This is a genomic window from Streptomyces sp. TLI_105 (assembly GCF_900105415.1).
Classification (GTDB): domain Bacteria; phylum Actinomycetota; class Actinomycetes; order Streptomycetales; family Streptomycetaceae; genus Streptomyces.
This window is the reverse complement of the sequence record NZ_FNSM01000001.1, coordinates 1,394,839-1,419,527: the sequence shown is the minus strand read 5'-3', so window position 1 is coordinate 1,419,527 and position 24,689 is coordinate 1,394,839. Positions and strand designations below refer to the sequence as shown.

Sequence of the window (24,689 nt, the reverse complement as noted above, 5' to 3'; positions counted from 1 at the left end):
GGGTGTCAGGCCCCCTTCCGGAAGACGAGGACCTCGGTGGAGGCGAAGCCCATGGGGGCCGTGAAGCCGGCTTCCAGACCACAACCGAGGGTCGTGAAGAGGTCCACGCATGCCTGGCGGGGCATGGCGGCCGGGTAGGAGCCGTGCCCCACCCCGCCCTTCGTCGCCCAGGCGCGCATCGTGGCCGGGTCCAGGCAGGTCTCCGTCATGACGTCGAAGACGATCCGGCCGCCGGGACGCGTGACGCGCGCCATCTCGAAGAAGTAGCGGGAGGCGCTGAGGAAGGTCACGGTGTTGAAGACCTTGTGGGCCTGGACGAGGTCGACGCTCCCGTCGGGTGTCGGGGCGAGACTGCATTCCGCGGTCGGCTGGGCGACCACCTTGAACGTGTCCACGAGGTAGTCGGCCCAGGGCGCCGCCGTCTCGTAGATCTCGTAGCGGCCCGGCGAGCACTCCTTCAGCGTCTTCTCCAGGTACCGGCCGGACCCGGGGCCGATCTCCAGCACCGTCTTCGGAGCGGCGGCGAAGACGCCGAGAGCGCGCAGTTCGTCGATGGTGGACCGGGTGGCGCCGGGCGTGCCGTTCATGACCTCGTCGATGTAGTCACCCACCGACAGGCCGGCTGACCGTGCGGCCCGCATGGTGGCCTCGAACGGGAGGAAGTCGTCCACTCCACCCCGGTTGTCGGTGCTGCGCACGAGGTCGAATCCGGTACGCCCGAGGAGTCGCTTGAGGCCCGACTTCAGTGCCGCCGTTCCTTTCTCGGCTGTCCTCATTCGGCATGACCTCCCAGGTTGTTTCCACTTTAGGTGCCCGAAACGCGCGGAACTGTCGATGCGGGCGTGGGGCGGGACCGTGAATCGGGCGGGGGTGGAGCCTGGTTCGGTTCCGCGTGCTTCTGTGGTGCGGGTAGGGCTGGTACGGCAGGCACAGCAGACACTCCGGTGTCGGTGAGGGCACGCCGAAGACACGGGCGTGCGTGAGGGCATGGCGCGGTGGAGTGCTGCGCGGGGGTTACGGGGCACAGGGCTGAGCGCGATGCAGCAGAACCACGAGCGCATGCGGTCGCCGCAGCGCGACGGCCGGTCGGGGCGCCCGCCTCGGCCGTGGCAGTGGCTCGTCCGTGCGGCGCAGGAGGAGGCGGATGACGTACGGCAGGTTCGTCCACCAGCGGTGTGCGGTGCCGGCCGCCGCGTACGTCAGGCGGGCGGGCAGATCGGCCGTGCTGCGGAGGAGGAGGATCAGGGCGAGCCCGGCGAGAAGGTTCAACGCGGCCATGGCCAGGGGCTGGTGGTGCCGGGCCGCCGGAAGCCGAAGGCGACCGTCCAGTCGAGCCGCGGGGACGTCCGTCCTCGTCAGCGCCAGCCAGCTGGGCAGGAGCGCTTGCGCGGTGGTGAGGGCGAGAGTGCCTGCGCGGGGTGCTCCGGAGCGGATGGCCGGGTAGGCGCACGCGGCGAGGAGCACTGCCGCGATTCCCGGTGCGGGCCAGGAGGCGGCGGAGTCCGTCGTCGCGTGGTGCAGCCCTGCGGCGAGTCCGGTGCCGGTCAGGGCAAGGGCGATCGAACAGGCGGCAGCGCTCTTTGCGGGCGGACGCCGAGTCGAGCGGTGGCGGTCGAATGCGCGGGAGATTGGCATGACTTGACCATCATGGCCGAAGCACGCCGGTTCTGCGTGCGAATGCGACATTCGGGTGGAGCGACACGCTGCGCCACCCTGAGGTGCAGGTCCGCCGACTCGTCGAGACGGCCGTGGACGACGGGCCATTCGTACCCATGGCCGACGTGCCGTCGCCTCCGCGCTCCTCGACCTGCGCACCATCCCCGGCCCTGCCGTGACGGTCGCGATGCCACCCCTCGTCAGACGGAGCACCGTGCTGATCGTTCGGCTTCCGCCTGGGGTCTGCCTCCCTGATCCGCGCACATGTGGTTCGCGCGGTTCGACTGCTCGGTGGCAGGGTGCGGTCATGGATCAAGCAGAGGTTTTGCTCATCGGAGGGCGCGCCGGCGTCGGCAAGACGAGGGCATGTTCCGGTGCGCCACGGGCGCGAACGTCAGGATCGTGCGGGTGGTGCTCACCGCGTCCGATGCCACCGCTCGTGAGCGGCTGACCGGTCGGGAACTGGGCTCGGAGCGGGAGGTGGAGGGCAGCGCCCGCAAGGCGCGGATTCCGGAGGAGCAGTCGCCCCTGGACACGGTGCGAGTGGCGACCGACGGACGGGCCGTCGTCGACATGGCGCGCGAGGTCGTGGGCGCTACCGGATGGCTGGCGAGCGTCTCCGGGTAGGTTCCCCGCCGCTCAGGGGCGGGTCCGGATGAGGAGGGCTGCGACGTGGAGCGCGGCCTGGCAGGCGATGGCGGGCTTGTCCGTTCGCAAGACGGACAGATGCCGGCTGAGTGACGGAGGCGCTCCGCCGACGACGTCCGCGATGTCGGTCACGTGGCGTTCGCCGCGCGCCGGCACCTGGAGGATGTGCAGGCGTGCCGGCGACGCGAGCAGTCCGAAGGTCCCGGCGGCCTGTTGCGGCATCGCGCCGGACGCCTCCGCGAGAGAGCCCGCCCCCTCTGCCGCCACCTGTGCCCTCCCTCTCCCGGCTGAATGCGCTGCCGTGGTGTGTCCGAGAGCGTGCGGCGGCTCAATCCCGCCTGATGTCGGCAGGTGGCTCCCGCCCCTATGCTTCTACACGCATGTAGACGGCCTGGAGATGACACGGCCCGAAGCGCTGAACCACCCACGCGATATGAAGGAGTGAACGCCAGATGGTGTTCAAGCGTCTGCTCGGCTCGCTCGGCGTCGGCGGCCCCTCGGTGGACACGGTGCTCGATCCCGGCGCGGTGACGCCTGGCGGCGTCCTGGGCGGTCAGGTCCATCTGAAGGGCGGCGACGCCGACTTCACGATCGAGCACATCACGCTGGAACTCGTGGCCCGGGTCGAGGCGGAGCACGACGGCGGCGAGTCCGAGGGCCTCGTCGTCTTCCACCAGCACGTCGTCGGCGGGAACTTCCGCCTCGCGGAGGGCGAACTCCGCAGCGTGCCGTTCTCCTTCCCGCTGCCCTGGGAGACGCCCCTCACGGAGCTGTACGGGCAGGGCCTGGGCATCGCCCTCGGGGTGCGTACCGAACTCGGCGTCGCCGGCTCGCGGGACAAGGGCGACAGGGACCCGCTGGCCGTCCGGCCGCTGCCCGCGCAGGAGGCGATCCTGGAGGCCTTCGGGCAGTTGGGCTTCGGCTTCAGGTCGGCCGACCTGGAGCTGGGGCACATCGGCGGTACCGGCCGGCGGTTGCCGTTCTACCAGGAGATCGAGCTCGCCCCGTCCCCGCGGTACGCGGACCAGGTCAACGAGATCGAGGTGACCTTCCTGGCCGACCCCGCCGGCCTTGACGTGGTCCTGGAGGCCGACAAGCGCGGCGGCTTCTTCTCCGAGGGCCACGACGCCCTCAGCCGCTTCACCGTCAGCCACCACGGCGTCGAGCAGGTCGACTGGAACGCCGAGGTCGACCACTGGCTTCGCCGCCTCGTCGATCACCGTGCCTCCTACGGCACTCACGGCGCGCCCACGCACGGCGGCGCGCTCTTCGCCCAGGGTGGCCACGACCCGTACGGCGGTCGCGGCCGCAAGGATGGCTACGGTCACGGCCGCCACGGCGACGGACACCACTCGGGCCCGGGCATGGGTACCGCGATCGCCGCCGGAGCCGCGGGTCTCGCCGTGGGCGTGGCGGGCGGCATGGTCGCCGCCGAGATCGTCGACGAGGTGGGCGACTTCTTCGAAGGGGACGACGAGGGCGACGCGGGCGACGAAGGCGATGATGGCTGACCCTCCTCCGGGGTAGGCCTCGCGGGCCCGAGGGGCCTGCGAGGCCTCCAGCCGTATCGCGGCGGCGGCGTGAGCGTGTCGCCCGCCGTCGCGGCATCCGGGCGCGGTTCGGCGTCGCGTGACCGGGTACGTACGGAGCGCTCGACGGATCGGGCAAGGCCGTCACGCGCAACGCGTACTTCGAGAGGCGGTCGGCCAAGGGCCTGGAGGCGCTGACCCGCTGACGGCCTCTCGCATCGCTACGACGATCGCGACCATCCCTGATAACTTCTACATGGACGTAGAAGTAGGAGGATGTTCGGGCAGGCCGCGCTTCCGTCACCCGCTCCGGACCCTCCCTGACGCGATGGAGTGGGCCGTGGCCCTGTGGGACCGCATCAAGGAGTCCGCATCGACGATGCAGACTCAGCTGAACGCCAAGAAGAACGACCTCAAGTCCGGTGCCTTCCGTGACGCGAGCATGGCCATGTGCGCGCTGGTCGCCGCCGCCGACGGCACGATCGACCCCGCCGAGCGGCAGCGTGTCGCGCAACTGATCGCCACCAACGAGGTGCTGCAGAACTTCGACGCGACGGATCTGCAGCGCCGCTTCGAGGGCAACCTGAACAAGCTGACCGCCGACTTCGACTTCGGCAAGGTCAGCGTTCTGCAGGAGATCGCCAAGGCGAAGAAGAAGCCCGCCGAGGCCCGCGCCGTCATCCAGATCGGCATCGTCATCGGCGGCGCCGACGGCGACTTCGACAAGACCGAGCAGGCCGTGGTGCGGGAGGCCTGCTTCACGCTCGACCTTCCGCCCCACGAGTTCGACCTGTAGCCAGGCCGGGAAGGCGGCCCGCACGTAGATCTCCGGTGTGATCAGCGCCGTCGTGATCGGAGGGGTCATCGGCACGCTGGGCCGGCTCGTGCTGCCGGTCGTCAGCGGATCGGCGTGCCGCGACCCGCTACATCGGGGTGGCTGCGTGCAGGATGACCGCGAGCGTGATGGCGGCGTTCGCCGACGACAGAGCCGAGGCGGCGATGCCGGCCGCGGCCGTCCACGCGGCCAGGCTCACCTTGGTGAAGACGGGCGGCCAGATCCGCGCCGTCGGTGCCGGGCCCAGCAGGGCGGCCACCCGGCGGGGCACGGGCCCCGCCGGGGCGGCGAAATGAGCGAGGGTGGCGACGGGCGAGCCCTGGGAGATCAGCGCGGACTTGCCGATCGCCCGGGCCACGGTCCGGCGATCGCCGACGGCGTTCGCCGCCTCTTCGTCCGCCCACCGCTCGACCGTGAACGCCACCGCGGTCCGCAGGGGCCGTAGGACCGGGTTGGCGCGGGCGGCGAGCTGGACGGCGAGGAGGAACCGGTGGTGGCGCCCTGCGAGGTGGGCGCGCTCGTGGGCGAACAGGGCGCGCCGTTCCGGGGCGGTCAGCCCGGCCAGCATGCCCGTGGTGACGACGACGCGGTCTCGGCGGCCGGGCAGCGCGTACGCGTACGGCACCGGATCGGGCAGCACGGCCACCGGCGTCGTCGGCAGGCCGGCGAGGGCGCGCTCGGCCCTCCTGCGGACCACCTGGTGACGCCGGGCCGTCCTCGCGCACGAGACCAGCACCGCGATCGCGGCCTTGCCCGCGACCTCGTCGTACGGGACGGCCTCGCGCACCTCCGGGTCGGACCAGCCGTCGGGCAGGGGGTTACCGGGCAGCTGGGCCGTGCCCACCACCATGAGCAGGGCCAGGCACAGCGTGCTGCACACGGCGAAGACGCCGGGGACGCCGGTCAGAAGCCACGTGGCGGTTCTGGGATGCAGGTGTTTCTCGGCCGGCCGGGCGATCGGCCACGCCGTCAGGGGCGGTACCAGCGGAAGGAAGACGAAGACTCCCACGCGTGTCAGCTCTCTCCTGACGGCGGTTCTGACAGCAGCGTGCGCAGCAGCTGTTCGTCGCTGGGCGACAAGGTGGTCACGAAGCTCGCGAGGACGGCCTCACGGTTCTGTTCGGCGTCCAGGACCCTGCGCATCCGCAGAGCGGCGAGCCCGGCCTCGTCGGCCAGGGCGGTCCACTCGAAAGATCGCCCCACCCGCTCGCGGACGACGGCGCCTTTGACGTGCAGTCGTGTGAGGATCGTGATCACGGTGGTGTACGCGAGGTCGCCGCCCAGCCGCTCTTGGACCTGGCCTGCCGTCAGGGCCGCGGCACTCTCGCGCAGGACGGCGAGCACCTGCGTCTCCAGCTCACCCTGACCGCGCCTGCGCCCGGACTGCCGCCCTCCGCCCTGGTCCGCCATGCCGTCGTCCTCCTGCCTCGATTTCCCGCCCGCCGTCACGGGGCGGCCCATCGTACCGGCGCGTCATCCACCGGCCGGCCGCCGTTTCCCTGGCGTCTGTCCGGCGGTCGGCCTCGGCGCCGAGAGCGCTTCGGGCGTCACGAGAGCGCTTCGGGCGCCGAGAGGGCGGGAGTCACGGGCGCGGTGAGCGGTGGGCTTCGCCGGGCCCGGCCTTCAATCTACAGCGACGTAGAGGATGGTGGGAGGGGGGAAGCCGGCAAGGGCCCGGTGCCCGAGTCGACTTGGCCCTCGTCGGTGACACGAGCCCGGGCCCCGCCGCGTTCGTCGGCGAATGCCGCCTCCGAGGTCTGAAAGAATGATCAACCGCGCCAGGCCGGAGCCATGGGAACGGCCCGTGCCGCACGAAAAGGACGGACGGCGCGGGGGGCGGGGGGCATCGATGGTGCGCGGCAAGCTGCGGACCCGGTTTCGGTACTGGTTCGACGGGACGATGGACCGGGGGACGCCGGCGCTCATCAGCTGGCTGGCGTTGGCCTCGGTGCTGCTCATCGTGCTCGCCTCGACGATGGTCGTGCTGTTCACCGACACGGACGCCGAGGACAACGGCGGCTGGCTCGGCGTGGCGTGGATGAGTCTGCTGCGCACGCTCGACGCCGGCACCATGGGCGGAGACGACGGCAGTCCGGTCTTCCTGGGCCTCATGCTGGCGGTGACGATCGGCGGCATCTTCCTCGTCAGCGCCCTGATCGGTGTCCTGACCACCGGCCTCAACCAGAAGATCCACGAACTGCGCAAAGGCCGTTCGCAGCTCATGGAACGCGGTCACACCATCATCCTCGGCTGGTCCGACCAGGTCTTCACGGTCATCGCGGAGCTCGTGGAGGCGAACCAGAGCGAACGGCGCTCGTGCGTCGTGGTCCTCGCGGATCGCGACAAGGTGTTCATGGAGGACGCCATCCGGGCCCGGATCCCGGACACCGGCAGCACCCGCGTCATCTGCCGCTCCGGCAACCCGCTCGTCCGGACCGACCTGGAACTGGTCAGCCCGGACACGGCCAAGTCGGTCATGGTGTTGCCCTCGGCGGGTGAGGACAAGGACGTCGAGGTCATCAAGGTCCTCCTGCTGCTGAACAGCCGTCCGTGGCGGGGCGCACGGCCCGACGTCGTCGCCGCCGTGCACGACTCGGACAACATCGCCGCGGCCCGCCTGGCCGCGGGCGACGGCGCCCTGGTGATCGACGCCGAGGACATCGCCGTACGCCTCATCGCCCAGGCGCACCGCCAGACCGGCCTGTCGGGCGTCTTCAACGAACTGCTCAGCTTCGTCGGCAACGAGTTCTACCTCCGCGAGGAGCCCGCCCTCGTCGGGACCACCTACGGGACGGCGCTCCACGCCTACGACATCGGCGCTCCGGCCGGACTGCGACGGGCGGACGGCGAGGTACTGGTCAACCCGCCCATGGACACCGTCATCGGCCCGGGCGACCAGTTGCTCGTGATCGCACAGGACGACCTGCTCATCCGGCTCGCCCGAACCCGTCCCCGGATCGTCGAATCGGCCATCACCTCGGCCCCGGCCGAGCCGCCACAGCTCGACCGCACCCTCCTCATCGGCGAGAACTCCCGCACGAGCAAGCTCGTCACGCTCCTCGACAGCTTCGTCCAGCCCGGCTCCACGCTGGACATCGCCGCGCCCCGCCGCCCGGACACCGCGCTGGGGCGGCAGACGGTAAACCTCACCGTGGGCTACAAGCACTGCGAACCGACCCGCAGGTCCTCGCTGGAAACCCTGAACCTGGGCGCCTACCAGCACATCGTCGTGCTCTCCGACGACACGATCGCCCCTGGCCCGGCCGACGACCGGACGCTCGTGACCCTGCTCCACCTGCGGGACATCGAAGTACGGCTCGGCGACCCGTACTCGATCGTCACCGAGATGAACGACGACGCCAACCGCGAAGTCGCCCAGGTCACCAAGGCCGACGACTTCATCGTCAGCACCAAGGTGATCAGCCTGCTCCTGACCCAGCTGAGCGAGAACCGCGACCTGTACGACGTCTTCACCGACCTGTTCAACCCGGAGGGCTCGGAGATCTACCTCAAGCCGGCGTCGGACTACGTCGTCCTCGGCGCGGAGGCCGACTTCGCCACCGTCGTCGAGGCGGCCCGGCGGGAAGGCGAGACCGCGATCGGCTACCGCCTCGCCCGACACGGCGACGAACCGCCCACGTACGGGATCTTCCTCAACCCGTCCAAGAGCGCCCCCCTCGTCTTCGGCCCCCGCGATGCGGTCGTCGTCCTCGCCGAAGGGTAGGAGGCGACACGGTGGCGGAGGTCCTCCTTCTCCTCCCGGCCCTCGTGCCGACCCTTGCGTGCCCCGTGTTCGTGGCGGCCGCGTTCTCGCCGACCACGGTCGAGCGCGGCGCCTCGGAGCGGACCGCCGCCCGCGCAGGCTTCTCCCGCTTCTCGGTCCTCGGCCCCGCCGGAGCCGTGCTCGGCCACGTGACCATGGAAGACGTCCCGGACGAGCCGGTCGGCCCGGCGGCCATGTCCTGACGCGTACGCGGTGCCGACCGCCCCGATACTCGAAACGCCACGAGACCCGTCCCGAAGGAGCACGTTCTTGCCCGCCCGCCCGAAGACCACCGACACCACGGAGCACTCCCGATGAACGCCGCACTCGGCCTCCTCGCCGTGCTCGTCCTGACCGCGGGGACCGGCTACTTCGTCGCCCAGGAGTTCTCCTACGTCGCCGCCGACCGCCTCGCCCTCGCCCGCGAGGCGGAGGCGGGGGACAAGCGGGCGGCCCGGGCACTCAAGGTCCTCGAACGGCTCAGCTTCATGCTGTCGGGCGCCCAGCTCGGCATCACCGTGACCGGGCTCGTCGTCGGCGTCCTCGCCGAGCCGTCCGTGTCCGCCCTGCTCAAGCCCGCCCTGGACGGGACAGGACTGTCGGACGGGGCGGTCTCGGCGATCTCCGTCGTCCTCGCCTTCGTCATCGCCACCGTCCTGCAGATGGTGCTCGGCGAGCTGGCGCCGAAGAACCTCGCCCTCGCCGTCCCCGAGCGACTCGCCAAGTCACTGGCCGCGTCGACCCTCGTCTACCTCAAGATCGTCGGCCCGGTCGTCCACGTCTTCGACGGCGCCGCCAACAAGCTGCTGCGCAAGGTCGGCATCGAGCCGGTCGAGGAACTCCACCACGGCGCCACCCTCGAAGAGCTCAGCCACCTCATCGGCGAGTCCCACGAGCAGGGACAGCTCCCGACGGACACGGCTGAGCTCCTGGACCACGCCCTGGAGTTCTCCGAGCGGAACCTGGACGAGGTCATGGTGCCGCGCGCCGACGCCGTGTTCGTACGCAAGGACGCCACCCTCACCGAGGCCGTGGAGCTGATCGCGGAGCACGGCCACTCCAACTACCCGGTCCTCGGCGACCACCCCGACGACGTCGCCGGCGTCCTCGGCGTGCGCGACCTCGTCCAGCTGCCCGCCGACAGCTTCGACCGTACGACCGCCGGGGCCGCCGCCCGTCGCCCGCTGCTCCTCCCCGACACCCTGCCGCTGCCGCAGGCCGTCGCCCAGATGCGGGAGCGCGACGACGAGTTCGCCGTGGTCCCGGACGAGCACGGCGGCGTCGCCGGCGTCGTCACGTACGAGGACATCGCCGAGGAGCTGGTCGGCGACATCGCCGACGAGACCGACACGGTCGTCGTTCTGGCCGTGCCCGACGGGGACGGCTGGCGCGTGGACGCCGGACGCCGTCTCGACGAGATCGAGGACGCCACCGGCATCGCCCTGCCCGAGGACGAGGACTACGACACCGTGGCCGGCCTGATCATCGACCGCCTCGGCCGCTTCGCGACGATCGGCGACGTCCTCACCGTCGACGACGTCCGCATCGAGGTCCTCAGCCTCGACCGCCACGTCCCCGAGCGCGTCCGCATCGAGCGGTCCGCCAACGCCGCCGAACAGGCCGAGGAGGCCCAGGCATGAGCTTCCCCATGGCCCTCTTCGTCACCGTTCTCCTGCTCATCGGCAGCGGCTTCTTCGTCGCCGCCGAGTTCGCCCTCGTCGCGGCCAAGCGCCACCGCATCGAGAAGGCCGTCGCCGAGGGGCAGCGCGGCGCCAAGGCCGCGTTCGCCGGCATGCGCGAGCTGTCGCTGATGCTCGCCGGCGCCCGGCTCGGCATCACCATCTGCACCCTGGGCCTCGGCTCCATCTCCAAGCCCGCCGTCTCCCACGAGCTCGACCCGCTGCTGGTCAAGCTCGGTCTGCCCACCGGCCTCAGCTACGCCGTCTCCTTCGCCGTCGCCATGATCATCGTGGTCTTCCTCCACATGGTCGTCGGCGAGATGGCCCCGAAGTCCTGGGCGATCGCCCACCCCGAGCGCTCCGCCATGCTCCTCACGCCGCCCTTCCGGGCCCTGGTCAAGGCCGTCAGGCCGCTCATCCGGCTGCTGAACAAGGTCAGCAACGCACTCGTGCGGATGTGCCGTGTGCAGCCGCGAGACGAGCTGGCCGCCGTCCACAACCGCGAGCAGCTCACCCACCTCGTGGAGGAGTCCGAACGCCTCGGCCTGATCAACAGGACGGACTCGCAGCTGATCACCCGCTCGCTCACCGAGCCCCAGACTCCGGTCGCCGAACTCCAGACGGTGGCCGCCGACTTCGTCGCCGTGTCCGCCGACGCCGACCTGGCCACCGTCCTGGAGTGCGCGGCCGACGCCCGCCGCTCCCGCCTCCTCGCACGGGAGACGGACCGGATCCTGGGAACCGTGCACGCCCGGGACGCCCTCGTCGCCGCCTCCCGCGGCCGCAACGCCGTGGCCCGCGACCTCGTCCGCCCCGTCCCGGAGCTCGTCGGCACCGACACGGTCTCCCACGCCGTCGAACAGCTCCGCCGCCGCCGTGCTTCTCTGGCGCTGGTACGGGACGGGGGAGGAGCCGTGACGGGGCTGGTCAGCCTCGACGACCTGCTGGTCCGCCTGATGGGTCCGCAGACGACGTCCTGAGTGACGCCCTCCGTCAGGGCGGGGCCTTCCGGAAGTCGTACCGGTGCTCCTCGGGGCGACGGTCGCCGTGCCCTCGGCCAGGGCGTCCTCGCGGTTCCGCTGCCCCGTGCCGGACGTGCCCGGCGAGCCCTGCAGGATGACCCGGCCGAAGAGACCGTCCGGCGACGGGGCGACGAGATGCGCGCGGGTGCTGTAGCTGTCGACGGACTCGCCGAACAACGTGACGTCGTCCGGCGCGCCCCCACCCCCGTGCGCCGAACCGGCGGCCCTGGGCGGCCACCAGCCACCGGCCATCGGGCGGGGCCCACCCCGTCGGCCTACTCGGTACGCAGAGCGGTGGCGGTTCTGACCCGGGCGGCCCAGCCGGCGGGCGCGAGAGCGCCCAGGACGGCGATGAGCAGACCACCGAGAGCGAGCAGGATCAGTTCGGGCGTGCGATAGACGCTGACGACCGCCTCGGGGAGACGCAGGCCGGCGCCCTCTCCCATGGCGGGCGTGATCCAGGAGTGAAGGGCCACACCCAGCGGCACGCCGAGGGCGCCACCGATGAGCCCGGTGACGACGACAGAGGTGACGACCATGGCGATGGTCTGCCGCGGGACCATGCCCAGTGCCTTGTGGATCCCGAGGTCACGGACCCGTTCGCGGGTGTCCAGGACCACGCCGTTGAGTACGCCCAGGGCGGCGACGGCGACCAGCATCAGGGTGAGGATCGCGGTCAGCGAGTTCAGGATGACCACCTGGTCGCTTCCGTTGCCCGCTCGGCCGGCCATGGCGGAGACGCCCATCGGCCGCAGTTCGGCATTCAGTTCGTCGATGTAGGCCGACACATCCGTGCCGGGCTTCACCGCGATGTGATGCGAGACGGTCGGCAGGTCCGGCTCGGCGGTGGCGAGAGTCGCCCGGTCGGTGAAGACCCGCCTGCCCTCGTGGCGGGTGTCGAAGACCTCGCCGACGATGCGTACGGTCACCGAAGTGCCGCGGTCGTTCAGACCGATGGTGTCCCCGACCCGTGTTCCGGTCGCCGCCAGGAACGGTGTGGGCACCACCGCCTCGCCGGGCCTCGCGATCCAGCGGCCCGAGACCATCTCGTAGCCGCCCCAGGAAGCGTCGCCGGTGAACGCGACGACCTCGACCGATCCGGACAGGCCGGGGACCGTCGCCTGCGTCATGGAGGTGGCGTAGTACGCACCGGTGCCGTGCCGGGAGTCGATCGTGGCCGCGATCCTGGCCGTCTCCGTCGCGGTGGGCGGGTTTCCCTCCGGAACGAGTGGGGCATCCGACCCCGGTACGCCGATCGTCACGTCGGCGGCATCGTGCTCCCTCGCGGACAGCACCTCGCTGAGCGACGAGCCGAGGCCCACGGCGAAGGTGACGGCGGTGGCGCCGAACGCCACCGCCACGCACACGGCTGCCGCGCGTACGGGGCGGGCGAAGGGGAGGGCGAGGCCGAGGCTCACCGGCCTCGGCAGTGGTAGCCGGGCGGCCCACCGGCCGCGGCCGGGGGAGGGAGTGTGCCCGATGGCGAGTGCGTCGACGGTTCGCAGACGGCCACCCCGCCAGGCAGCCGCTCCCGCGGTGACCGTCACCAGAGCCAGGACCCCTGCGGCCACTGCGGCATCGACCCAGGGGGCCACGGCCAGCCCGGTCGTGCCGTAGGCATCCGCGGCCTCCGACAGCACGGGTACGGCGAGGAGGCTGCCCGCCGCGACGCCCAGCGCCGTGCCGATGCCGGCCGGGATCAGAGCCTGGCCCAGGTACGCCCGTACGACGTGGGCCGGGGTGAATCCGACGGCCTTGAGGATGCCGATCCGCCGCATCCCGGAGCCGACCGTGCCCGCGATCACGTGGCCGACGACGAGGACCGACATGACCAGACCGAGCACGCCGAAGGCGACGAGAAAGGGGACGAACAGCGCGGTCTCACGTTCGGCCGTCTTCCTTGCGGTGAGCCATGACTGCGTTCCGGTGACCGCCCCCGCGGGGACGGCCGCCGTCACGGTGCCGCGCCCCGCCGAGACCTCACCGGCCGTGTCCGCTCGATCGAGGCGGTAGAGCATCTCGTACCCTGCGGCGCCTCCGGACGGCCTGAGTGCGTCGATCTGGGAGGGGGACACCCAGGCGTCGGCGCTACGGGTGACCGACCGGGCCAGGCCGACCACCTCCAGTACCGGATTGCCGGGAAGGCCGGGCACGTGGAGGCGCAGACCCATGAGGGGGAAGACCCGGCTGTCGGCCGACAGCACGATCTCGCCGGGCCGGGTGGCCCAGCGTCCGTCCATCAACGTGAGTGCGTCGACCGCTCCCTCCGGACCGGAGCGCCCGACGAGTGTCAGCGGTGGCAGGTCGTCGCCCTCGTCGATGCTCGGGGTGACGGCCACGGTCGGGAACGGGCCCGACGCCGCGGCGATCCCGGCGCTGTCGGCGGTGGCACGGAGCCGGGCAGCCGTTGCCCTGTCCGAGGCGAAGTGCACGGACAGGTGTGCGCCGCGCTGCCGTGCGAAGGCGTCGTCGAACGGTGCGCCGGAGACCGCCAGCAGGGAACCGGCGAGGACGGACGCGGTCACCGCCATCATCACGGCCAGGCCGATCACCCATGTCTGCATGCGGCGGCGTCCCGCTCCCGACCGCACGACCCGGCTCAGCGCACTCATCGGGCACCTTCTCCCGCGAAGCTTCCCTCGATGTCGCCGGAGTCCTGATCGCCGGCGATCCGTCCGTCGAGGAGCCGGATCGTGCGGCTCGTGCAGGACTGGGCCAGGGCGAGATCGTGGGTGACGACGACGATGGTCTGACCGTCGGCGTTCAGGTCGGAGAGCAGGCGGCTGACGTCCTCGCCGGAGGCCGTGTCCAGGGCACCGGTCGGCTCGTCGGCCAGGAGCAGCGGCGGTCGGTTCATCAGTGCCCTGGCCACCGCGACGCGCTGCCGCTCGCCGCCGGACAGCCGGCCGGGGTAGGCGTGGGCGTGCCGGTCGATGCCGAGCGTTTCGAGCAGCTCCGCCGCGCGGCGAGCGGCCTCACCGCGGGCCGTGCCCGCCAGTTGCGCGGGAAGGAGGACGTTGTCGGTGACGGTCAGGTCGTCGAGCAGGTTGAAGAACTGGAACACCATGCCGACCTTGGAGCGCCGGTAGCGAGCCGAGGCCGTCTCGCTCAGCTCGTCGACGCGCACGCCGTCCACCGTGACGGTCCCGGTGTCCGGGCGGTCGAGCCCCGCGATCAGGTTGAGCAGGGTGGACTTGCCGCTGCCGGAGGGACCGAGGATCGCGACGGCCTCACCGGGCCGCACGGTCAGTGACACCTGCTGCAGGGCCGGCGGGCCCTCGGACGATCCGTCGTATCTGCGGTGCACATCGCGCAGCTCGATCACCGGGGTGGACATGGCTCTCCTTCGGTCCGTACGTCTGACCCGTCGGACGCTAGGCGCGCGTCCCGTCCGCACGCGTCGTCGGACCGTGCCATCTCGTGTCCGCCGTGGCGACGAGGCCGCCACGGGTCCTCCCCGAGGCGTAGTCGGGAGGCGTACACGGAGTGCTTCCTCAGGCGGGTGTGCCAGGGAACGGCGTCGACGACAATGGCGCGATGAAGAGCACGTCAGTGGCGGACCGGCTGCGCGACGGGATCGGGCTGGTGAAGCGCTCGACCGGCCCGCTGCCGCGGCCGACCCGGCACGGCCTGGTGTTCGACGCGGTCCTGGCGCTGGGGCTGTTCGTCGTCCTGCTGTGGTACGCCCTGGACCAGGGCGTGGACCGGGTGCGTCACGCCCGTGACGGGATCGCCCCGCTCGTGCTCGGTTCGGAGACGGGGACCGCGACAGCCGTGGTCGCCCTGGCGGTCCTCGCCTGGGCGCCCCTGGCCCTGCGCCGCAGATATCCCTTGGCCGTGCTGTGGATCGTGACGGCGGTGACCGCGATGACGCCGTACGACGCGCAGCGGATCACCTTCTACGCCAGCGTCATCGCGGCCTACACGGCGGCCGTCTACAGCCCCTACCGGGTGGCCACGCTCATGAGCCTTCCGGCGCTGCTGCTGGCGAACGGCTCCCTCACGAACCTGGAGCTGCTGACGGTCTCGTCCTCGGTCCCCACCAAATACGTTCCGCTCATGGTCCTCGTCCCGCTCGTGCTGGCGGCGAACGGGATGCGCACGTGGAAGGTGCGAACCGCGGAGAGCCAGGCACAGGCGGCCGCGCTCGAACGCGAGCAGGCGGAAGAACTCCGCCGCGCGGCCGAACGGGAGCGCGCCCGCATCGCCCGTGAACTGCACGACGTGGTGACCCACAACGTCAGCATGATGGTGATCCAGGCCGGCGCCGCCCGCACGGTCCTGGACGTCGCCCCGGACCAGACCCGCGAAGCCCTCCTCGCCATCGAGGCGAGCGGCCGGACGGCCATGTCCGAGCTGCGGCACACGATGGGCCTGCTGACCATGAATGCCGAGGACGGCGGGGCCCCGGCCACCACGAACCTCACCCCGCAGCCCGGCCTCGACCAGCTCGAGTCCCTGATCGCACGCGTGCGGCACACAGGTACTCCCGTCACCCTGAACACGACCGGCACCCCACGTGACGTGCCCGCCGGGATCGGCCTCGCCGCCTACCGAGTCGTACAAGAGGCGCTGACGAACACCGTGAAGCACGCGAGCGGTGCGAGCGCGACCGTGACCGTCGACCACGGTCCCGACCGCCTGCGCGTGGAGGTCACCGACACCGGAGGCAGCCCGGGCGCCGCCGCGGCCACCGGAAACGGACGCGGTCTGATCGGGCTGCGGGAGCGGCTGGCGGTCTACGGCGGAACCCTGCAGACGAAGCGACGCCTTACCGGCGGCTACCGTGTCACCGCACTCATACCCCTGGACACAGTGTGAGGGAGACGGCGTGACGGAGCCTCTGCGCGCGGTGATCGCGGACGATCAGGCGCTCGTCCGCGCCGGCTTCCGGATGATCCTCGCGGCCAACGGCATCGACGTGGTCGCCGAGGTGCCCGACGGTGCCGAGGCCGTCGACGCTGTCCGGCGCACCCGGCCCGATGTGGTGCTGATGGACATCCGCATGCCGGAGATGGACGGTCTGGAGGCCACGCGGCGCATCCTCACGGGTGCCGCAGACCAGCCGCGCGTGATCATCCTGACCACGTTCGACCTCGACGAGCTCGTCTACGAGGCCCTGTCCGCAGGGGCGAGCGGCTTCCTCCTCAAGGACGTCACCCCCGAACACCTCGTGGCCGCCGTCCGCCTGGTCCGCACCGGTGACGCGCTCCTCGCCCCCACCATCACCCGCCGCCTCGTCGAGCGCCACGCCCGCACCGCCCCTCCCACCGACGCCGTCGGCCCGCACCGAGACCTGGCCATGCTGACCCCGCGCGAACTCGAGGTCCTGCGACTGCTGGCCCAAGGACTCAGCAACGCCGAACTCGCCGGGCGTCTGTACCTGTCCGAGACGACCGTGAAGACTCATGTCGGCCGCATCCTCGCCAAACTCGGGCTCCGCGACCGTGTCCAGGCCGTGGTGACCGCGTATGAGACCGGACTGGTGCGGGCCGGTGGACATCAGGCGGAGGAACGGCCGACGGAGCAGTCCTGAGGAAGCCCGGGTCGGGTGGTCGCGGCGGGTCGCACCCGGTCCTCGCTCCGGCGCGATCCCGTGCGCCCCGCGCGCCTACGATGACGTCATGTCTCCAAGCGACAGCCTTTCATCTGCGACCGGTGCGCATCAGCGGACGCCGGGGGCCCGTGAGCTGACGGCGGCGGCGCGGGTCTTCGCCATGCTCGCGGATCCCACTCGGTTGCATCTCGTGTGGTTGCTGTCGCACGGCGAGTCGGACGTGACCGCCCTTGCCGAGACGGTCGGGGCTGCCAGGCCCGCGGTGAGCCAGCATCTGGCCAAGCTGCGGCTGGGCGGTCTGGTGGGGTCCCGCAAGGAGGGGCGTCGCGTGGTCTACTCCCTGCCGGACGGGCACTTGAAGCGCATGGTGCTGGAGGCCGTCAGCCACGCCGACCATCAGGTCACGGGAGAGCCCTGGCACGACTGACCGGCACCCGACGGCCACAACAAGTCAATAGGTGCGCAATCATGCACGCATCGGCTACGGTGGAGGAGCCCGCAGCCGACCCAGGGATGCCCCGCATGCTGTCCGTCCTGAGGAACCGCACCTACCGGCACCTCTTCACCGCGCAGGTCGTCGCCCTCCTCGGCACCGGCCTGGCGACCGTGTCGCTGAGCCTGCTCGCGTACGACCTCGCCGGTGGCAACGCGTCGGCGGTCCTCGGTACGGCTCTGGCGATCAAGATGATCGCCTACGTCGGCATCGCCCCGCTCGTCAGCGCCTTCGCCGACCGCGTACCCAGGCGGGCACTCCTGGTGTCCATGGACCTGCTCCGCGCCGGCGCCGCGCTGGCCCTGCCGTTCGTGACCCAGGTCTGGCAGGTGTACGTGCTGATCTTCCTGTTGCAGGCCGCCTCCGCCGCCTTCACCCCCACCTTCCAGGCGACCGTCCCCGAAGTGCTGCCCGAGGAACGCGACTACACCCAGGCGCTGTCCCTCTCCCGGCTCGCGTACGACCTGGAGAGCCTCTTCAGCCCGGTGCTCGCGGCAGCCCTCCTGTCCCTCGTCTCCTACCAGTGGCTCTTCACCGGCACCGCCGCAGGTTTCGTCGCCTCCGGCGTCCTGGTCGTCTCCGTCCTGCTGCCCAAGCCCCGGCCGGTCGAACGCTCCGGCGGCGTCTACGCCAAGGCCGCCTTCGGCACCCGGCTCTTCCTCGCCACCCCGCGGCTGCGCGCCCTGCTCGCCCTCGACCTGGTCGTGGCCGCCGTGGGGGCCATGGTCCTGGTCGACACGGTGGTCCTCGTCCGCGACACCCTGGGCCGCTCCGCCGGGGACGTGTCGCTCGCCCTCGGCGCGTACGGGGCGGGCTCCATGCTCGTGGCCCTCCTGTTGCCCCGCGTGCTCGGCCGCGTCGGGGACCGCGCCCTCATGCTGCCGGCCGCCTTCGCGATGACCGGCGTGCTCGGGTTCTTCGCGACCGGCCTGGCGGCCGGGCCCGGACAGGGCTCGTGGGCGTGGCCCGCGCTGCTGGTGTCCTGGCTCCTCATCGGGGCGGCGACCTCGGCGATCCTCACCCCCGGGGGCCGGCTGGTCCGGCGATCCGCGGCGACACCCGACCTGCCCGCCGCGTTCGCCGCCCAGTTCTCCCTGACCCACGCCTGCTGGCTCGTCACCTACCCGCTGGCCGGATGGCTCGCCGCGCGGGCGAGCCCGGCCGTGGCGGCCGGCGTGCTGACCGCGATCGCGCTCGCCGGCACCGTGGTCGCGGTGCGGCTGTGGCCCCGCACCGACCCGGCCGAAGTGCCCCACAGCCACCCCGAGCTGCCCCGGGACCATCCGCATCTCGCGGGCGCCGGCCAGAACCACACCCACGACTTCCACATCGACGTGCTGCACCGGCACTGGCCCGCGGGGGCGGCGACCACCACGCGGTCCGCCGCGTGATCCGACAGCGCAGTGCTTGCGCTCGGTGTCGTGGAGGGACCACCCTCATGTGATGGGTCGACATGACGTGGTGACCAGTGCGCTCGACCGGGACGAAACGCGCCTTGACCTGGTCAAGGCGTGCTGGTGGCTCCCCACCGGGAGGGGGCGGCGACCACGCCCCACAGGTCGAGCCTGATGCGGATCGCGCGAGCCGGAACCGCGGTGTGCGGCCGCGTCAGGAGGGCGTCCCGCGGTCGGTGTACCGCAGCAGCGCGCCCACGCCCTCGTGCAGCATCAGGTCGCTCTCCGGTACGACGACCAGTTCGGCACCGGTGCCGACGAGGGTCCGCACCAGGGCCTCGTCGGCACGCTCCTCGCGGGGTCCCCGCACGCCGAAGGAGGCCAGTTCCGCCTCGGTCAGGGCGACTTGGGTCGGCTGCGGGCCCACCCAGAACCGTAGGGAGGGCGCGGGCGGGTGGTGGAGGAGCAGCGCCGCGACCTGACCGCGCTGAAGGGCGGCGACGGTGGCGGACAGCCCCTCCGTCGCGGCCAGGTGCAGGGCCCGACGGCCGATGAAGACGTCCACGAGCGCCCGGTCGTGCGCGGCCATGCGGCCGCGGAAGGCGGTGTTCAGCTGCGGCTCCAGAAGGGCACGCAGGGTGTCCGTCGGAGTGGGACCCCCCACGCGTACGACCTTGTCCCGCAAGGCGTGCGGGAGGCGGCGGATCAGTACGTTGGACGCCCATTCGTTCCCGCCCACGACGACGGAGTCGGCGCCGGCGCGCCGCGCCCATTCGTCCAGCCGGTGGCCCAGCCGGACCGCGGTGTGATGCCAGGTCGCCACCGCACTCCTGTGGTGCAGCCGCTCACCCGGGGTGACATTGGATGTCGGCCAGGTCCCGGTCTCCGCGTCCAGCGTCACCCATCCGCGGGCCTCGGCGGTCGGCGGCCCGCCGTAGTGCACGGTCACGGCCAGGTAGGGGATCTCCGGGACGTGCTGGGTGACCAGGGGCATCGCATCCGGCAGCGTGCCGTAGCGCGCGAAGTCGTGTGCGGGCGGCCTGGGCAGCTCCCCGTCCAGTACGAGCGCACCGTGCGCGGCGAAGACGGCCTGCCCGTGGACCCCCGGTACCTCCGTGTCGGCGCCGACCACCTCCTCCAGCGCGTCGAGCAGCGCCCGGTCCGCGCCCTGACGGGTCAGGTTGCCGCGCAGCCGCCGCCAGCGCAGCGCGATCGACCGCTCCGGATGCTCGACGTCACGCGAGGTGTCCAGGTACACGGAGGCGAACGGGCCGGGCTCCGCGTACAGGGGCTCCAGGAACGACAGCTTCATCGCCACTCCTCGTAGGAGGTTTCCCTACGTTCGATGATGCGCTCCAGGGCTCGGCATTTTGTCGCGTAAACGTTCGAATGCTGTCGATCCGGCATTGCCCGGTCCCGTGGGTGCTGCCGATGGCCAGGTGGGGACAGCGGGCGCCGATCCGGTGACGGTGGGCCGCGACCAGCGGGTTTCCATGGTGGAGGCGACGGTTGAATCGGTGCCGGACTGCCCCGGACCGCGCACTTCCTGGGCGAACGGGGCTACTGCGTGGTGCAGTCGCCGCGAGCGGCAGGGCGGGGCCGTTACCGCCGCGCCGGGAAGGTCAGGCGGGCGGTGACGGCGCTGAGTCCGAGCAGGCCGAGTCCTGCTCCGGCGGTGAAGGCCGCCACGGTGGCGGCGGAGGCGGCGAATCCGGCGAGGACCCCGACCGGCACGAGGCGGGCGGCGAGTGCCCAGCCGCGCTGTCGGCGGGTGGCGAAGTGCCGGGCGAGCACGAGGAACGCGGCGCACAGCGCGAGGTAGCCGACCGTGCCGGCAAGCATGTGGACGGTGCCGTGTGCGCTCAGTGAGGTGACCCGGTCCTCGGGGGCGCCGGCGGGGAACCCGGCCCCCGGGTCGGCGCGGAAGACTCCGGCGACGAGGAACGAGACGCCGAATGCGCCGAGCAACCGGGGCGCCCAGGTGCCGCCCGGCGCATCGCGCAGTGCCTGGCGTATCGCGATCGCACCGCCGATGACCAGCGGGCCGGTGAGCAGGAAGGCGGTGACCTGGATCCATCCGAGGTCGCCGAGGCTGAGCTGACTGAGGGCGTTGCGGGTGAAGTCGAACCCGTCCCGGGTCAGGCCCTGGGCCAGGCCCGCCACGAGGAAGAGCGGGCCTGCCGCGATGCCGGCGGCCGGCAGGCGCCGTGACGCCGGGCGGGCCGGGGAGACGTCGAGAGCGGCCGGGGGGTTGAGCGTCTGGGGCATGTGGAGGTCCATTCCTGGCCGTGGGCGAAGAGGTCGGTGGGGCGGGGTCGGTGCGGCTGGGGGGCGCGGTGGGCTTCCACGGCGCCGTGGGCGAAGGCGCGCGTGACCGCCAGGTGCGAGGCCCGCGACGATCTTCCGCATGGTTCTCCTCCGTGGATGCGTCCCGCGCTTCGGAACTGGACGGTACAGTACTCAGACAGGAACTAGACTGTCCAGTACCGATCGAAGGAGACGTATGGACACCACCGGACAAGGCCGCTCGGCCCGCAAGCACCAGGCGATCATGGAGGCCGCGACCGCGGTGTTCATGGAGAAGGGGTACGCGGGCACGAGCATGGACGACATCGCGAGACTGGCCGCGGTGTCCAAGCAGACCGTCTACAAGCACTTCTCCGACAAGGAGAAGCTCTTCGCCGCCATCGTCCTGGCCACCACCGACCGGCTCGACACCACGATCGACCTGCTGGCCGACGTCCCGACCGACGCCGCCGACCTGGAGGAGAACCTGACCCGGCTCGCCCGCCGGTTCCTGACCACCCTCACCCACCCCCAGGTCATCCAGCTGCGACGCCTGATCATCGCCAACGCCGACGTCTTCCCCGACCTGGGCACCGAGTGGTACGAGAAGGGCTTCGAACGAGGACTCGCCACGCTGGCCGCGACCTTCCGGCGCCTGGCCGACGAGGGGCTCCTCCGCATCGACGACGCGCTCCTGGCCGCGAACCACTTCTCCGGGCTGCTGCTGTGGATCCCGGTGAACAAGGCCATGTTCACCGGCAGTTCCCAGCACACCGAGGCCGACCTGGACCGCTACGCCGCCGCCGGCACCCGCGCCTTCCTCGCCGCCTACCGCTGACCGCCCCACCGCGACAACCGATCTTCCCGACCCGGAAAGAGGCCGCATGACCTGGTCCGAACGCACCGTGGAACGCGACGGCGTCCGCCTGTCCTGTCGCGACTGGGGAGGCTCGGGGCCACCCGTCGTCCTGCTGCACGGACTGGCCGGACACGCGGGCGAATGGGACGCCCTCGCCCGGGACCTGAGCTCCCGTCACCGGGTCGTCGCCGTCGACCAGCGCGGCCACGGCGCCAGCGAGCGCCTGCCGGGCGAGGTGAGCCGTGCCGCGTACGTGGCGGATGCCGTCGCCGTACTCGACCAGCTCGACCTCCGGCAACCCGTCCTGGTGGGTCAGTCCCTGGGCGGCCACACCGCCATGCTCACCGCCGCCGCACACCCCCGCCTCGTACGCGCTCTCGTCCTGGTCGAAGCCGGCCCCGGCGGACCGAACCCGAACGTGCAGGCCGAGATCGGCGGATGGCTCGACTCATGGCCGACGCCGTTCCCCTCGCGGAAGGCCGCCGTCGACTTCCTCGGCGGCGGTGCGGTCGGCGAGGGCTGGGCCGCCGGCCTGGAGGAACACGGGAGCGGCTGGTGGCCCCGCTTCGACCGGGACGTCATGGTCGACTCGCTGGCCGAGAACGCCCGGCGCTCCTTCTGGGACGAGTGGGCGAGGGTCACGTGTCCGGTCCTGGCCGTCCTGGGCCAGTCCGGCATCATCCCTCCGCAGGAGTCCGAGGCCATGCTCCGACAGTGCCCGGGGGCGACGGCCGTGAGCGTCCCCGGCACCGGCCACGACGTACACCTGGAACGCCCCGACGTCCTGCGGCATCTGCTCCGGGAGTTCCTCGACGAGCTCGCCGCGCATCCCGCCCACGAGCGGCCCTGACCGCCGGATCGTCCGGCCCGCTCGCCGCGGAGTCGCATCACTTCTGGCGGGGGCCGAGTCGGGGCTTCCTGGAGGCGTAGGCCGTCGCGGCTGTCTCGCGGGTGGGCCAGGCGATGTCGTCGACGGCGAGGAACGGCTCGCCGGCCACGCTCGCGGGGGTCGCCCCGGTGAGCGCCATGACGTCCCGGTGCAGGTGGGACTGGTCGGCGTAGCCGGTGGCGGCCGCGACGTGGGCCGCGCCTTCGCCCGCGACCAGGCGATGGGCGGCGTGGTCGAAGCGGACCAGCTTCGCGGCGCGCTTGGGCGGCAGGCCGAGTTGTGACCGGAACCGGGACCACAGCCGCTTCCGGTTCCACCCGACCTCGGCCGCGAGACCGTCGATCCGGGTCAGGCCACGGCCGGCGACGATCCGGCGCCAGGCCCAGGCCACCTCCGGGTCGACCGCCGGCCCCGCCTCGTACCGGCGTGCCAGCAGCAGGTCCGTCAAGCCGAAGCGCTCCTGCCACGAGGAGACATCGGCGAGTCGCTCGCGGATCCGGGAGGCCTCCCGGCCCCACAGGCTCTCCAGCGGCACGACGGCACCGTCGAAGTCGGCGGGAGAAGCGCCCAGAACCGCGCGCGCGATCACCGGGGAGAGGCGCACCTGCACGCACTCGACGTTCTCCCCCCGCGCCCGGACCGCGCCTCCGGATCCGAGCCCGGGTCCTGCGACGAGGCTTCCCCGCTGCTGCCCCGTGGCACAGTCGAGGACGGATGTCCCGCCGCCGAAGTCCAGGAGCAGTGTCACGGCCGGGTGCGGGACCATCCGGAGCGCGTCCAGGTCGGGGACACGGAAGCCCGCCATGGTGACACCGGCCACCCGGCTGGGCCGCCGCGGGCACTCGACGTCCCACAGGGCCGCACCGTGCGCGAACGTCTGCATGGCCCCATGGTGCCCACGCAGGCCGGCCGGGGAACATTCGTCCAATACACCGGCGCGTACCGGCGGAGACAGTGGGCCCATGACTGCTTCTGACGGGAACCCGTCCGTGAACGGCCGCGCCGAGGCCACCGAGAGTTCGACTCTGCCGCTGGACGACGGCGACATGCACGTGTGCCAGGACGGCCCCCTCGACGCCCCCGCACTCCTGCTCATCCACGGGTCGGCATCCTCGACCCGCTCGTGGAACCCGATGGTTCCGCTGCTGACCGGCGCTCACCGCGTCATCCGGATCGACCTGCCCGGGCACGGGCGGTCGGCCGAACCGGTCGACCGCGGCTACGCGGTACCGGACCAGGCACGCCGGGTCGGCGAGGCGCTGGACCGGCTCGGCGTCGAGCACGCCGTGGTCGTCGGTCATTCCAGCGGCGGCGCCGTCGCCACCGCCCTCGCCGAACACCGGCCCGACCTGGTGACCGCGCTCGCGCTCGTCAACACCGGCCCCGGCCTGGGCGCCTTCATCGCACCGCAGCCCGCCGCCGTCGGCCCTTCGCAGTGGCCGCCGAGCGACGAGCAGCTCCGCCACTTCGCGAGCACCGCGGTCAGCCGCGCCGACTACCGGCTCCCGGAGGAACTCCTGGACGACGTACGCGACATGACCCACCACACGTTCACCGCGACGATGTCGGCCACGCGCTCCTACCTGGAGCAGCGGGCGCTGCCGGACCGGCTGACGGTCCTGGGCAAGCCGCTGCTCGTGCTCTTCGGCGAGGACGACCGCAGGTGGCGCTCCTCGTCCGCCTCCGACTACCGCGCCGTCCCGGGCGCGAAGGTCGAGCTGCTGCCCGGCCTCGGGCACTCGCCCCTGCTCGAGGATCCGCAGCGGACCGCCACCCGGCTGCTGGCCTTCACCGCGCTCCACGCCGTACGGGTGGACTGAAGGAACAGGAGGGGTGCCAGGCGGATTCTCGTCTCCGGCGCCGGCATCGCCGGCCCCGTCCTGGTCCGTCGGCTCACCGGTCACGGCTTCTCCGTGACCGTCGACGTCCCCCCGCCGTCGCCCGCCGCACCAGGAGGTCGGGACGACCTCCTGGGCCCGAGACGGCGGTGGCCCGCGCCACCGCTCCCGGTGCCGCGGGTCACTGGTCAGGGGCCCGGTGCTCAGCCGGCGATGCGGATGATCCTCCGGTGCGCGAACC

At 72.0% G+C, this 24,689-nt stretch carries 23 protein-coding genes and 1 pseudogene; 14 read left to right on the top strand and 10 right to left on the bottom strand.

The features are described from left to right. Positions 1-5: 5 nt before the first annotated feature. Positions 6-776, bottom strand: coding sequence for a class I SAM-dependent methyltransferase (locus BLW86_RS06425; protein ID WP_093873116.1), 771 nt, complete (start codon positions 774-776; stop codon positions 6-8). A 238-nt stretch (positions 777-1,014) separates the two neighbouring features. Further along, positions 1,015-1,635: a hypothetical protein gene (locus tag BLW86_RS06420; protein ID WP_143060230.1), complete on the bottom strand. Its 621-nt coding sequence runs from the start codon at positions 1,633-1,635 to the stop codon at positions 1,015-1,017. A 375-nt stretch (positions 1,636-2,010) separates the two neighbouring features. On the opposite strand from BLW86_RS06420, the pseudogene BLW86_RS06415 reads away from it, so the two are divergent. Continuing rightward, a pseudogene (locus tag BLW86_RS06415) lies at positions 2,011-2,283 on the top strand (hypothetical protein); the annotation flags it as partial. 12 nt (positions 2,284-2,295) lie between these two features. On the opposite strand, the gene BLW86_RS06410 reads toward BLW86_RS06415, so the two are convergent. After that, positions 2,296-2,571, bottom strand: coding sequence for an ArsR/SmtB family transcription factor (locus tag BLW86_RS06410; protein ID WP_256341239.1), 276 nt, complete (start codon positions 2,569-2,571; stop codon positions 2,296-2,298). A 185-nt stretch (positions 2,572-2,756) separates the two neighbouring features. Here BLW86_RS06410 and BLW86_RS06405 point away from each other — a divergent pair, with 185 nt between their 5' ends. Together BLW86_RS06405 and BLW86_RS06400 are read left to right on the top strand one after the other, a co-directional pair. Beyond that, a complete protein-coding gene (locus BLW86_RS06405; RefSeq protein WP_093873113.1) occupies positions 2,757-3,815 on the top strand; it encodes a sporulation protein in 1,059 nt (352 codons plus the stop codon). 358 nt (positions 3,816-4,173) lie between these two features. Continuing rightward, a complete protein-coding gene (locus BLW86_RS06400) occupies positions 4,174-4,629 on the top strand; it encodes a tellurite resistance TerB family protein (RefSeq protein WP_093878526.1) in 456 nt (151 codons plus the stop codon). Positions 4,630-4,756: 127 nt separating this feature from the next. On the opposite strand, the gene BLW86_RS06395 is transcribed toward BLW86_RS06400, so the two are convergent. Together BLW86_RS06395 and BLW86_RS06390 are read right to left on the bottom strand one after the other, a co-directional pair. Continuing rightward, positions 4,757-5,677, bottom strand: a complete 921-nt coding sequence (locus tag BLW86_RS06395; RefSeq protein ID WP_093873112.1) for a M56 family metallopeptidase — start codon at positions 5,675-5,677, stop codon at positions 4,757-4,759. A gap of 5 nt (positions 5,678-5,682) precedes the next feature. Next, positions 5,683-6,078: a BlaI/MecI/CopY family transcriptional regulator gene (locus BLW86_RS06390; RefSeq protein WP_093878525.1), complete on the bottom strand. Its 396-nt coding sequence runs from the start codon at positions 6,076-6,078 to the stop codon at positions 5,683-5,685. Between the two features lie 439 nt (positions 6,079-6,517). Here BLW86_RS06390 and BLW86_RS06385 point away from each other — a divergent pair, with 439 nt between their 5' ends. The 4 genes from BLW86_RS06385 (at position 6,518) to BLW86_RS06370 (ending at position 11,090) form a co-directional block, all read left to right on the top strand. Further along, positions 6,518-8,392, top strand: a complete 1,875-nt coding sequence (locus tag BLW86_RS06385; protein ID WP_093873111.1) for a CASTOR/POLLUX-related putative ion channel — start codon at positions 6,518-6,520, stop codon at positions 8,390-8,392. Between the two features lie 11 nt (positions 8,393-8,403). Next, positions 8,404-8,634 carry a hypothetical protein gene (locus BLW86_RS06380; RefSeq protein ID WP_093873110.1) on the top strand — a complete coding sequence of 77 codons (231 nt, stop codon included), beginning with the start codon at positions 8,404-8,406 and terminating at the stop codon, positions 8,632-8,634. A 111-nt stretch (positions 8,635-8,745) separates the two neighbouring features. After that, positions 8,746-10,071: a hemolysin family protein gene (locus BLW86_RS06375; RefSeq protein ID WP_093873109.1), complete on the top strand. Its 1,326-nt coding sequence runs from the start codon at positions 8,746-8,748 to the stop codon at positions 10,069-10,071. Next, a complete protein-coding gene (locus BLW86_RS06370; RefSeq protein ID WP_093873108.1) occupies positions 10,068-11,090 on the top strand; it encodes a hemolysin family protein in 1,023 nt (340 codons plus the stop codon). The genes BLW86_RS06375 and BLW86_RS06370 overlap by 4 nt, the downstream gene beginning before the upstream one ends. Before the next feature lie 317 nt (positions 11,091-11,407). Here the strand turns inward: BLW86_RS06370 and BLW86_RS06365 are convergent, their stop codons facing one another. Next, complete coding sequence (locus tag BLW86_RS06365; RefSeq protein ID WP_177181574.1) at positions 11,408-13,744, bottom strand: ABC transporter permease; 2,337 nt, start codon at positions 13,742-13,744, stop codon at positions 11,408-11,410. After that, complete coding sequence (locus BLW86_RS06360; protein WP_093873106.1) at positions 13,741-14,469, bottom strand: ABC transporter ATP-binding protein; 729 nt, start codon at positions 14,467-14,469, stop codon at positions 13,741-13,743. Before BLW86_RS06360 ends, BLW86_RS06365 begins: the two co-directional genes overlap by 4 nt. A gap of 200 nt (positions 14,470-14,669) precedes the next feature. Between BLW86_RS06360 and BLW86_RS06355 the strand changes: the two genes are divergently transcribed. The 4 genes from BLW86_RS06355 to BLW86_RS06340 all read left to right on the top strand — a co-directional run bounded on the left by BLW86_RS06355 (position 14,670) and on the right by BLW86_RS06340 (position 18,573). Next, positions 14,670-15,953: a sensor histidine kinase gene (locus BLW86_RS06355; protein ID WP_093873105.1), complete on the top strand. Its 1,284-nt coding sequence runs from the start codon at positions 14,670-14,672 to the stop codon at positions 15,951-15,953. Positions 15,954-15,963: 10 nt separating this feature from the next. Then, positions 15,964-16,668 (top strand): response regulator, encoded by a 705-nt coding sequence (locus BLW86_RS06350; protein WP_093873104.1) that lies wholly within the window; start codon positions 15,964-15,966, stop codon positions 16,666-16,668. 88 nt (positions 16,669-16,756) lie between these two features. Further along, the gene (locus tag BLW86_RS06345) at positions 16,757-17,116 is read left to right on the top strand and encodes an ArsR/SmtB family transcription factor (RefSeq protein WP_093873103.1); all 360 of its coding nucleotides are present in this window, start codon (positions 16,757-16,759) and stop codon (positions 17,114-17,116) included. Between the two features lie 95 nt (positions 17,117-17,211). Further along, positions 17,212-18,573 (top strand): MFS transporter, encoded by a 1,362-nt coding sequence (locus BLW86_RS06340; RefSeq protein ID WP_093878524.1) that lies wholly within the window; start codon positions 17,212-17,214, stop codon positions 18,571-18,573. A gap of 217 nt (positions 18,574-18,790) precedes the next feature. On the opposite strand, the gene BLW86_RS06335 is transcribed toward BLW86_RS06340, so the two are convergent. Beyond that, on the bottom strand, positions 18,791-19,888 hold the full coding sequence (locus BLW86_RS06335; protein ID WP_093873102.1) for a baeRF2 domain-containing protein: 1,098 nt from the start codon (positions 19,886-19,888) through the stop codon (positions 18,791-18,793). Between the two features lie 290 nt (positions 19,889-20,178). Next, positions 20,179-20,844 (bottom strand): DUF998 domain-containing protein, encoded by a 666-nt coding sequence (locus tag BLW86_RS06330; protein WP_093873101.1) that lies wholly within the window; start codon positions 20,842-20,844, stop codon positions 20,179-20,181. A 235-nt stretch (positions 20,845-21,079) separates the two neighbouring features. On the opposite strand from BLW86_RS06330, the gene BLW86_RS06325 reads away from it, so the two are divergent. Continuing rightward, a complete protein-coding gene (locus BLW86_RS06325) occupies positions 21,080-21,700 on the top strand; it encodes a TetR/AcrR family transcriptional regulator (RefSeq protein ID WP_093873100.1) in 621 nt (206 codons plus the stop codon). Positions 21,701-21,746: 46 nt separating this feature from the next. Next, positions 21,747-22,571, top strand: coding sequence for an alpha/beta fold hydrolase (locus BLW86_RS06320; protein WP_107466058.1), 825 nt, complete (start codon positions 21,747-21,749; stop codon positions 22,569-22,571). A 37-nt stretch (positions 22,572-22,608) separates the two neighbouring features. Here the strand turns inward: BLW86_RS06320 and BLW86_RS06315 are convergent, their stop codons facing one another. Then, positions 22,609-23,493, bottom strand: coding sequence for an AraC family transcriptional regulator (locus BLW86_RS06315; RefSeq protein ID WP_093873099.1), 885 nt, complete (start codon positions 23,491-23,493; stop codon positions 22,609-22,611). A 79-nt stretch (positions 23,494-23,572) separates the two neighbouring features. Between BLW86_RS06315 and BLW86_RS06310 the strand changes: the two genes are divergently transcribed. Beyond that, the gene (locus BLW86_RS06310; RefSeq protein WP_093873098.1) at positions 23,573-24,430 is read left to right on the top strand and encodes an alpha/beta fold hydrolase; all 858 of its coding nucleotides are present in this window, start codon (positions 23,573-23,575) and stop codon (positions 24,428-24,430) included. Positions 24,431-24,689: the final 259 nt, after the last annotated feature.

Bases quoted from the DNA above. Each gene is read 5' to 3' on its own strand.
- BLW86_RS06425 (WP_093873116.1), bottom strand. From the start codon at position 776: ATGAGGACAGCCGAGAAAGGAACGGCGGCACTGAAGTCGGGCCTCAAG.
- BLW86_RS06420 (WP_143060230.1), bottom strand. From the start codon at position 1,635: ATGCCAATCTCCCGCGCATTCGACCGCCACCGCTCGACTCGGCGTCCG.
- BLW86_RS06405 (WP_093873113.1), top strand. From the start codon at position 2,757: ATGGTGTTCAAGCGTCTGCTCGGCTCGCTCGGCGTCGGCGGCCCCTCG.
- BLW86_RS06390 (WP_093878525.1), bottom strand. From the start codon at position 6,078: ATGGCGGACCAGGGCGGAGGGCGGCAGTCCGGGCGCAGGCGCGGTCAG.
- BLW86_RS06385 (WP_093873111.1), top strand. From the start codon at position 6,518: ATGGTGCGCGGCAAGCTGCGGACCCGGTTTCGGTACTGGTTCGACGGG.
- BLW86_RS06375 (WP_093873109.1), top strand. From the start codon at position 8,746: ATGAACGCCGCACTCGGCCTCCTCGCCGTGCTCGTCCTGACCGCGGGG.
- BLW86_RS06370 (WP_093873108.1), top strand. From the start codon at position 10,068: ATGAGCTTCCCCATGGCCCTCTTCGTCACCGTTCTCCTGCTCATCGGC.
- BLW86_RS06365 (WP_177181574.1), bottom strand. From the start codon at position 13,744: ATGAGTGCGCTGAGCCGGGTCGTGCGGTCGGGAGCGGGACGCCGCCGC.
- BLW86_RS06360 (WP_093873106.1), bottom strand. From the start codon at position 14,469: ATGTCCACCCCGGTGATCGAGCTGCGCGATGTGCACCGCAGATACGAC.
- BLW86_RS06355 (WP_093873105.1), top strand. From the start codon at position 14,670: ATGAAGAGCACGTCAGTGGCGGACCGGCTGCGCGACGGGATCGGGCTG.
- BLW86_RS06345 (WP_093873103.1), top strand. From the start codon at position 16,757: ATGTCTCCAAGCGACAGCCTTTCATCTGCGACCGGTGCGCATCAGCGG.
- BLW86_RS06340 (WP_093878524.1), top strand. From the start codon at position 17,212: ATGCTGTCCGTCCTGAGGAACCGCACCTACCGGCACCTCTTCACCGCG.
- BLW86_RS06335 (WP_093873102.1), bottom strand. From the start codon at position 19,888: ATGAAGCTGTCGTTCCTGGAGCCCCTGTACGCGGAGCCCGGCCCGTTC.
- BLW86_RS06330 (WP_093873101.1), bottom strand. From the start codon at position 20,844: ATGCCCCAGACGCTCAACCCCCCGGCCGCTCTCGACGTCTCCCCGGCC.
- BLW86_RS06325 (WP_093873100.1), top strand. From the start codon at position 21,080: ATGGACACCACCGGACAAGGCCGCTCGGCCCGCAAGCACCAGGCGATC.
- BLW86_RS06320 (WP_107466058.1), top strand. From the start codon at position 21,747: ATGACCTGGTCCGAACGCACCGTGGAACGCGACGGCGTCCGCCTGTCC.
- BLW86_RS06315 (WP_093873099.1), bottom strand. From the start codon at position 23,493: ATGCAGACGTTCGCGCACGGTGCGGCCCTGTGGGACGTCGAGTGCCCG.
- BLW86_RS06310 (WP_093873098.1), top strand. From the start codon at position 23,573: ATGACTGCTTCTGACGGGAACCCGTCCGTGAACGGCCGCGCCGAGGCC.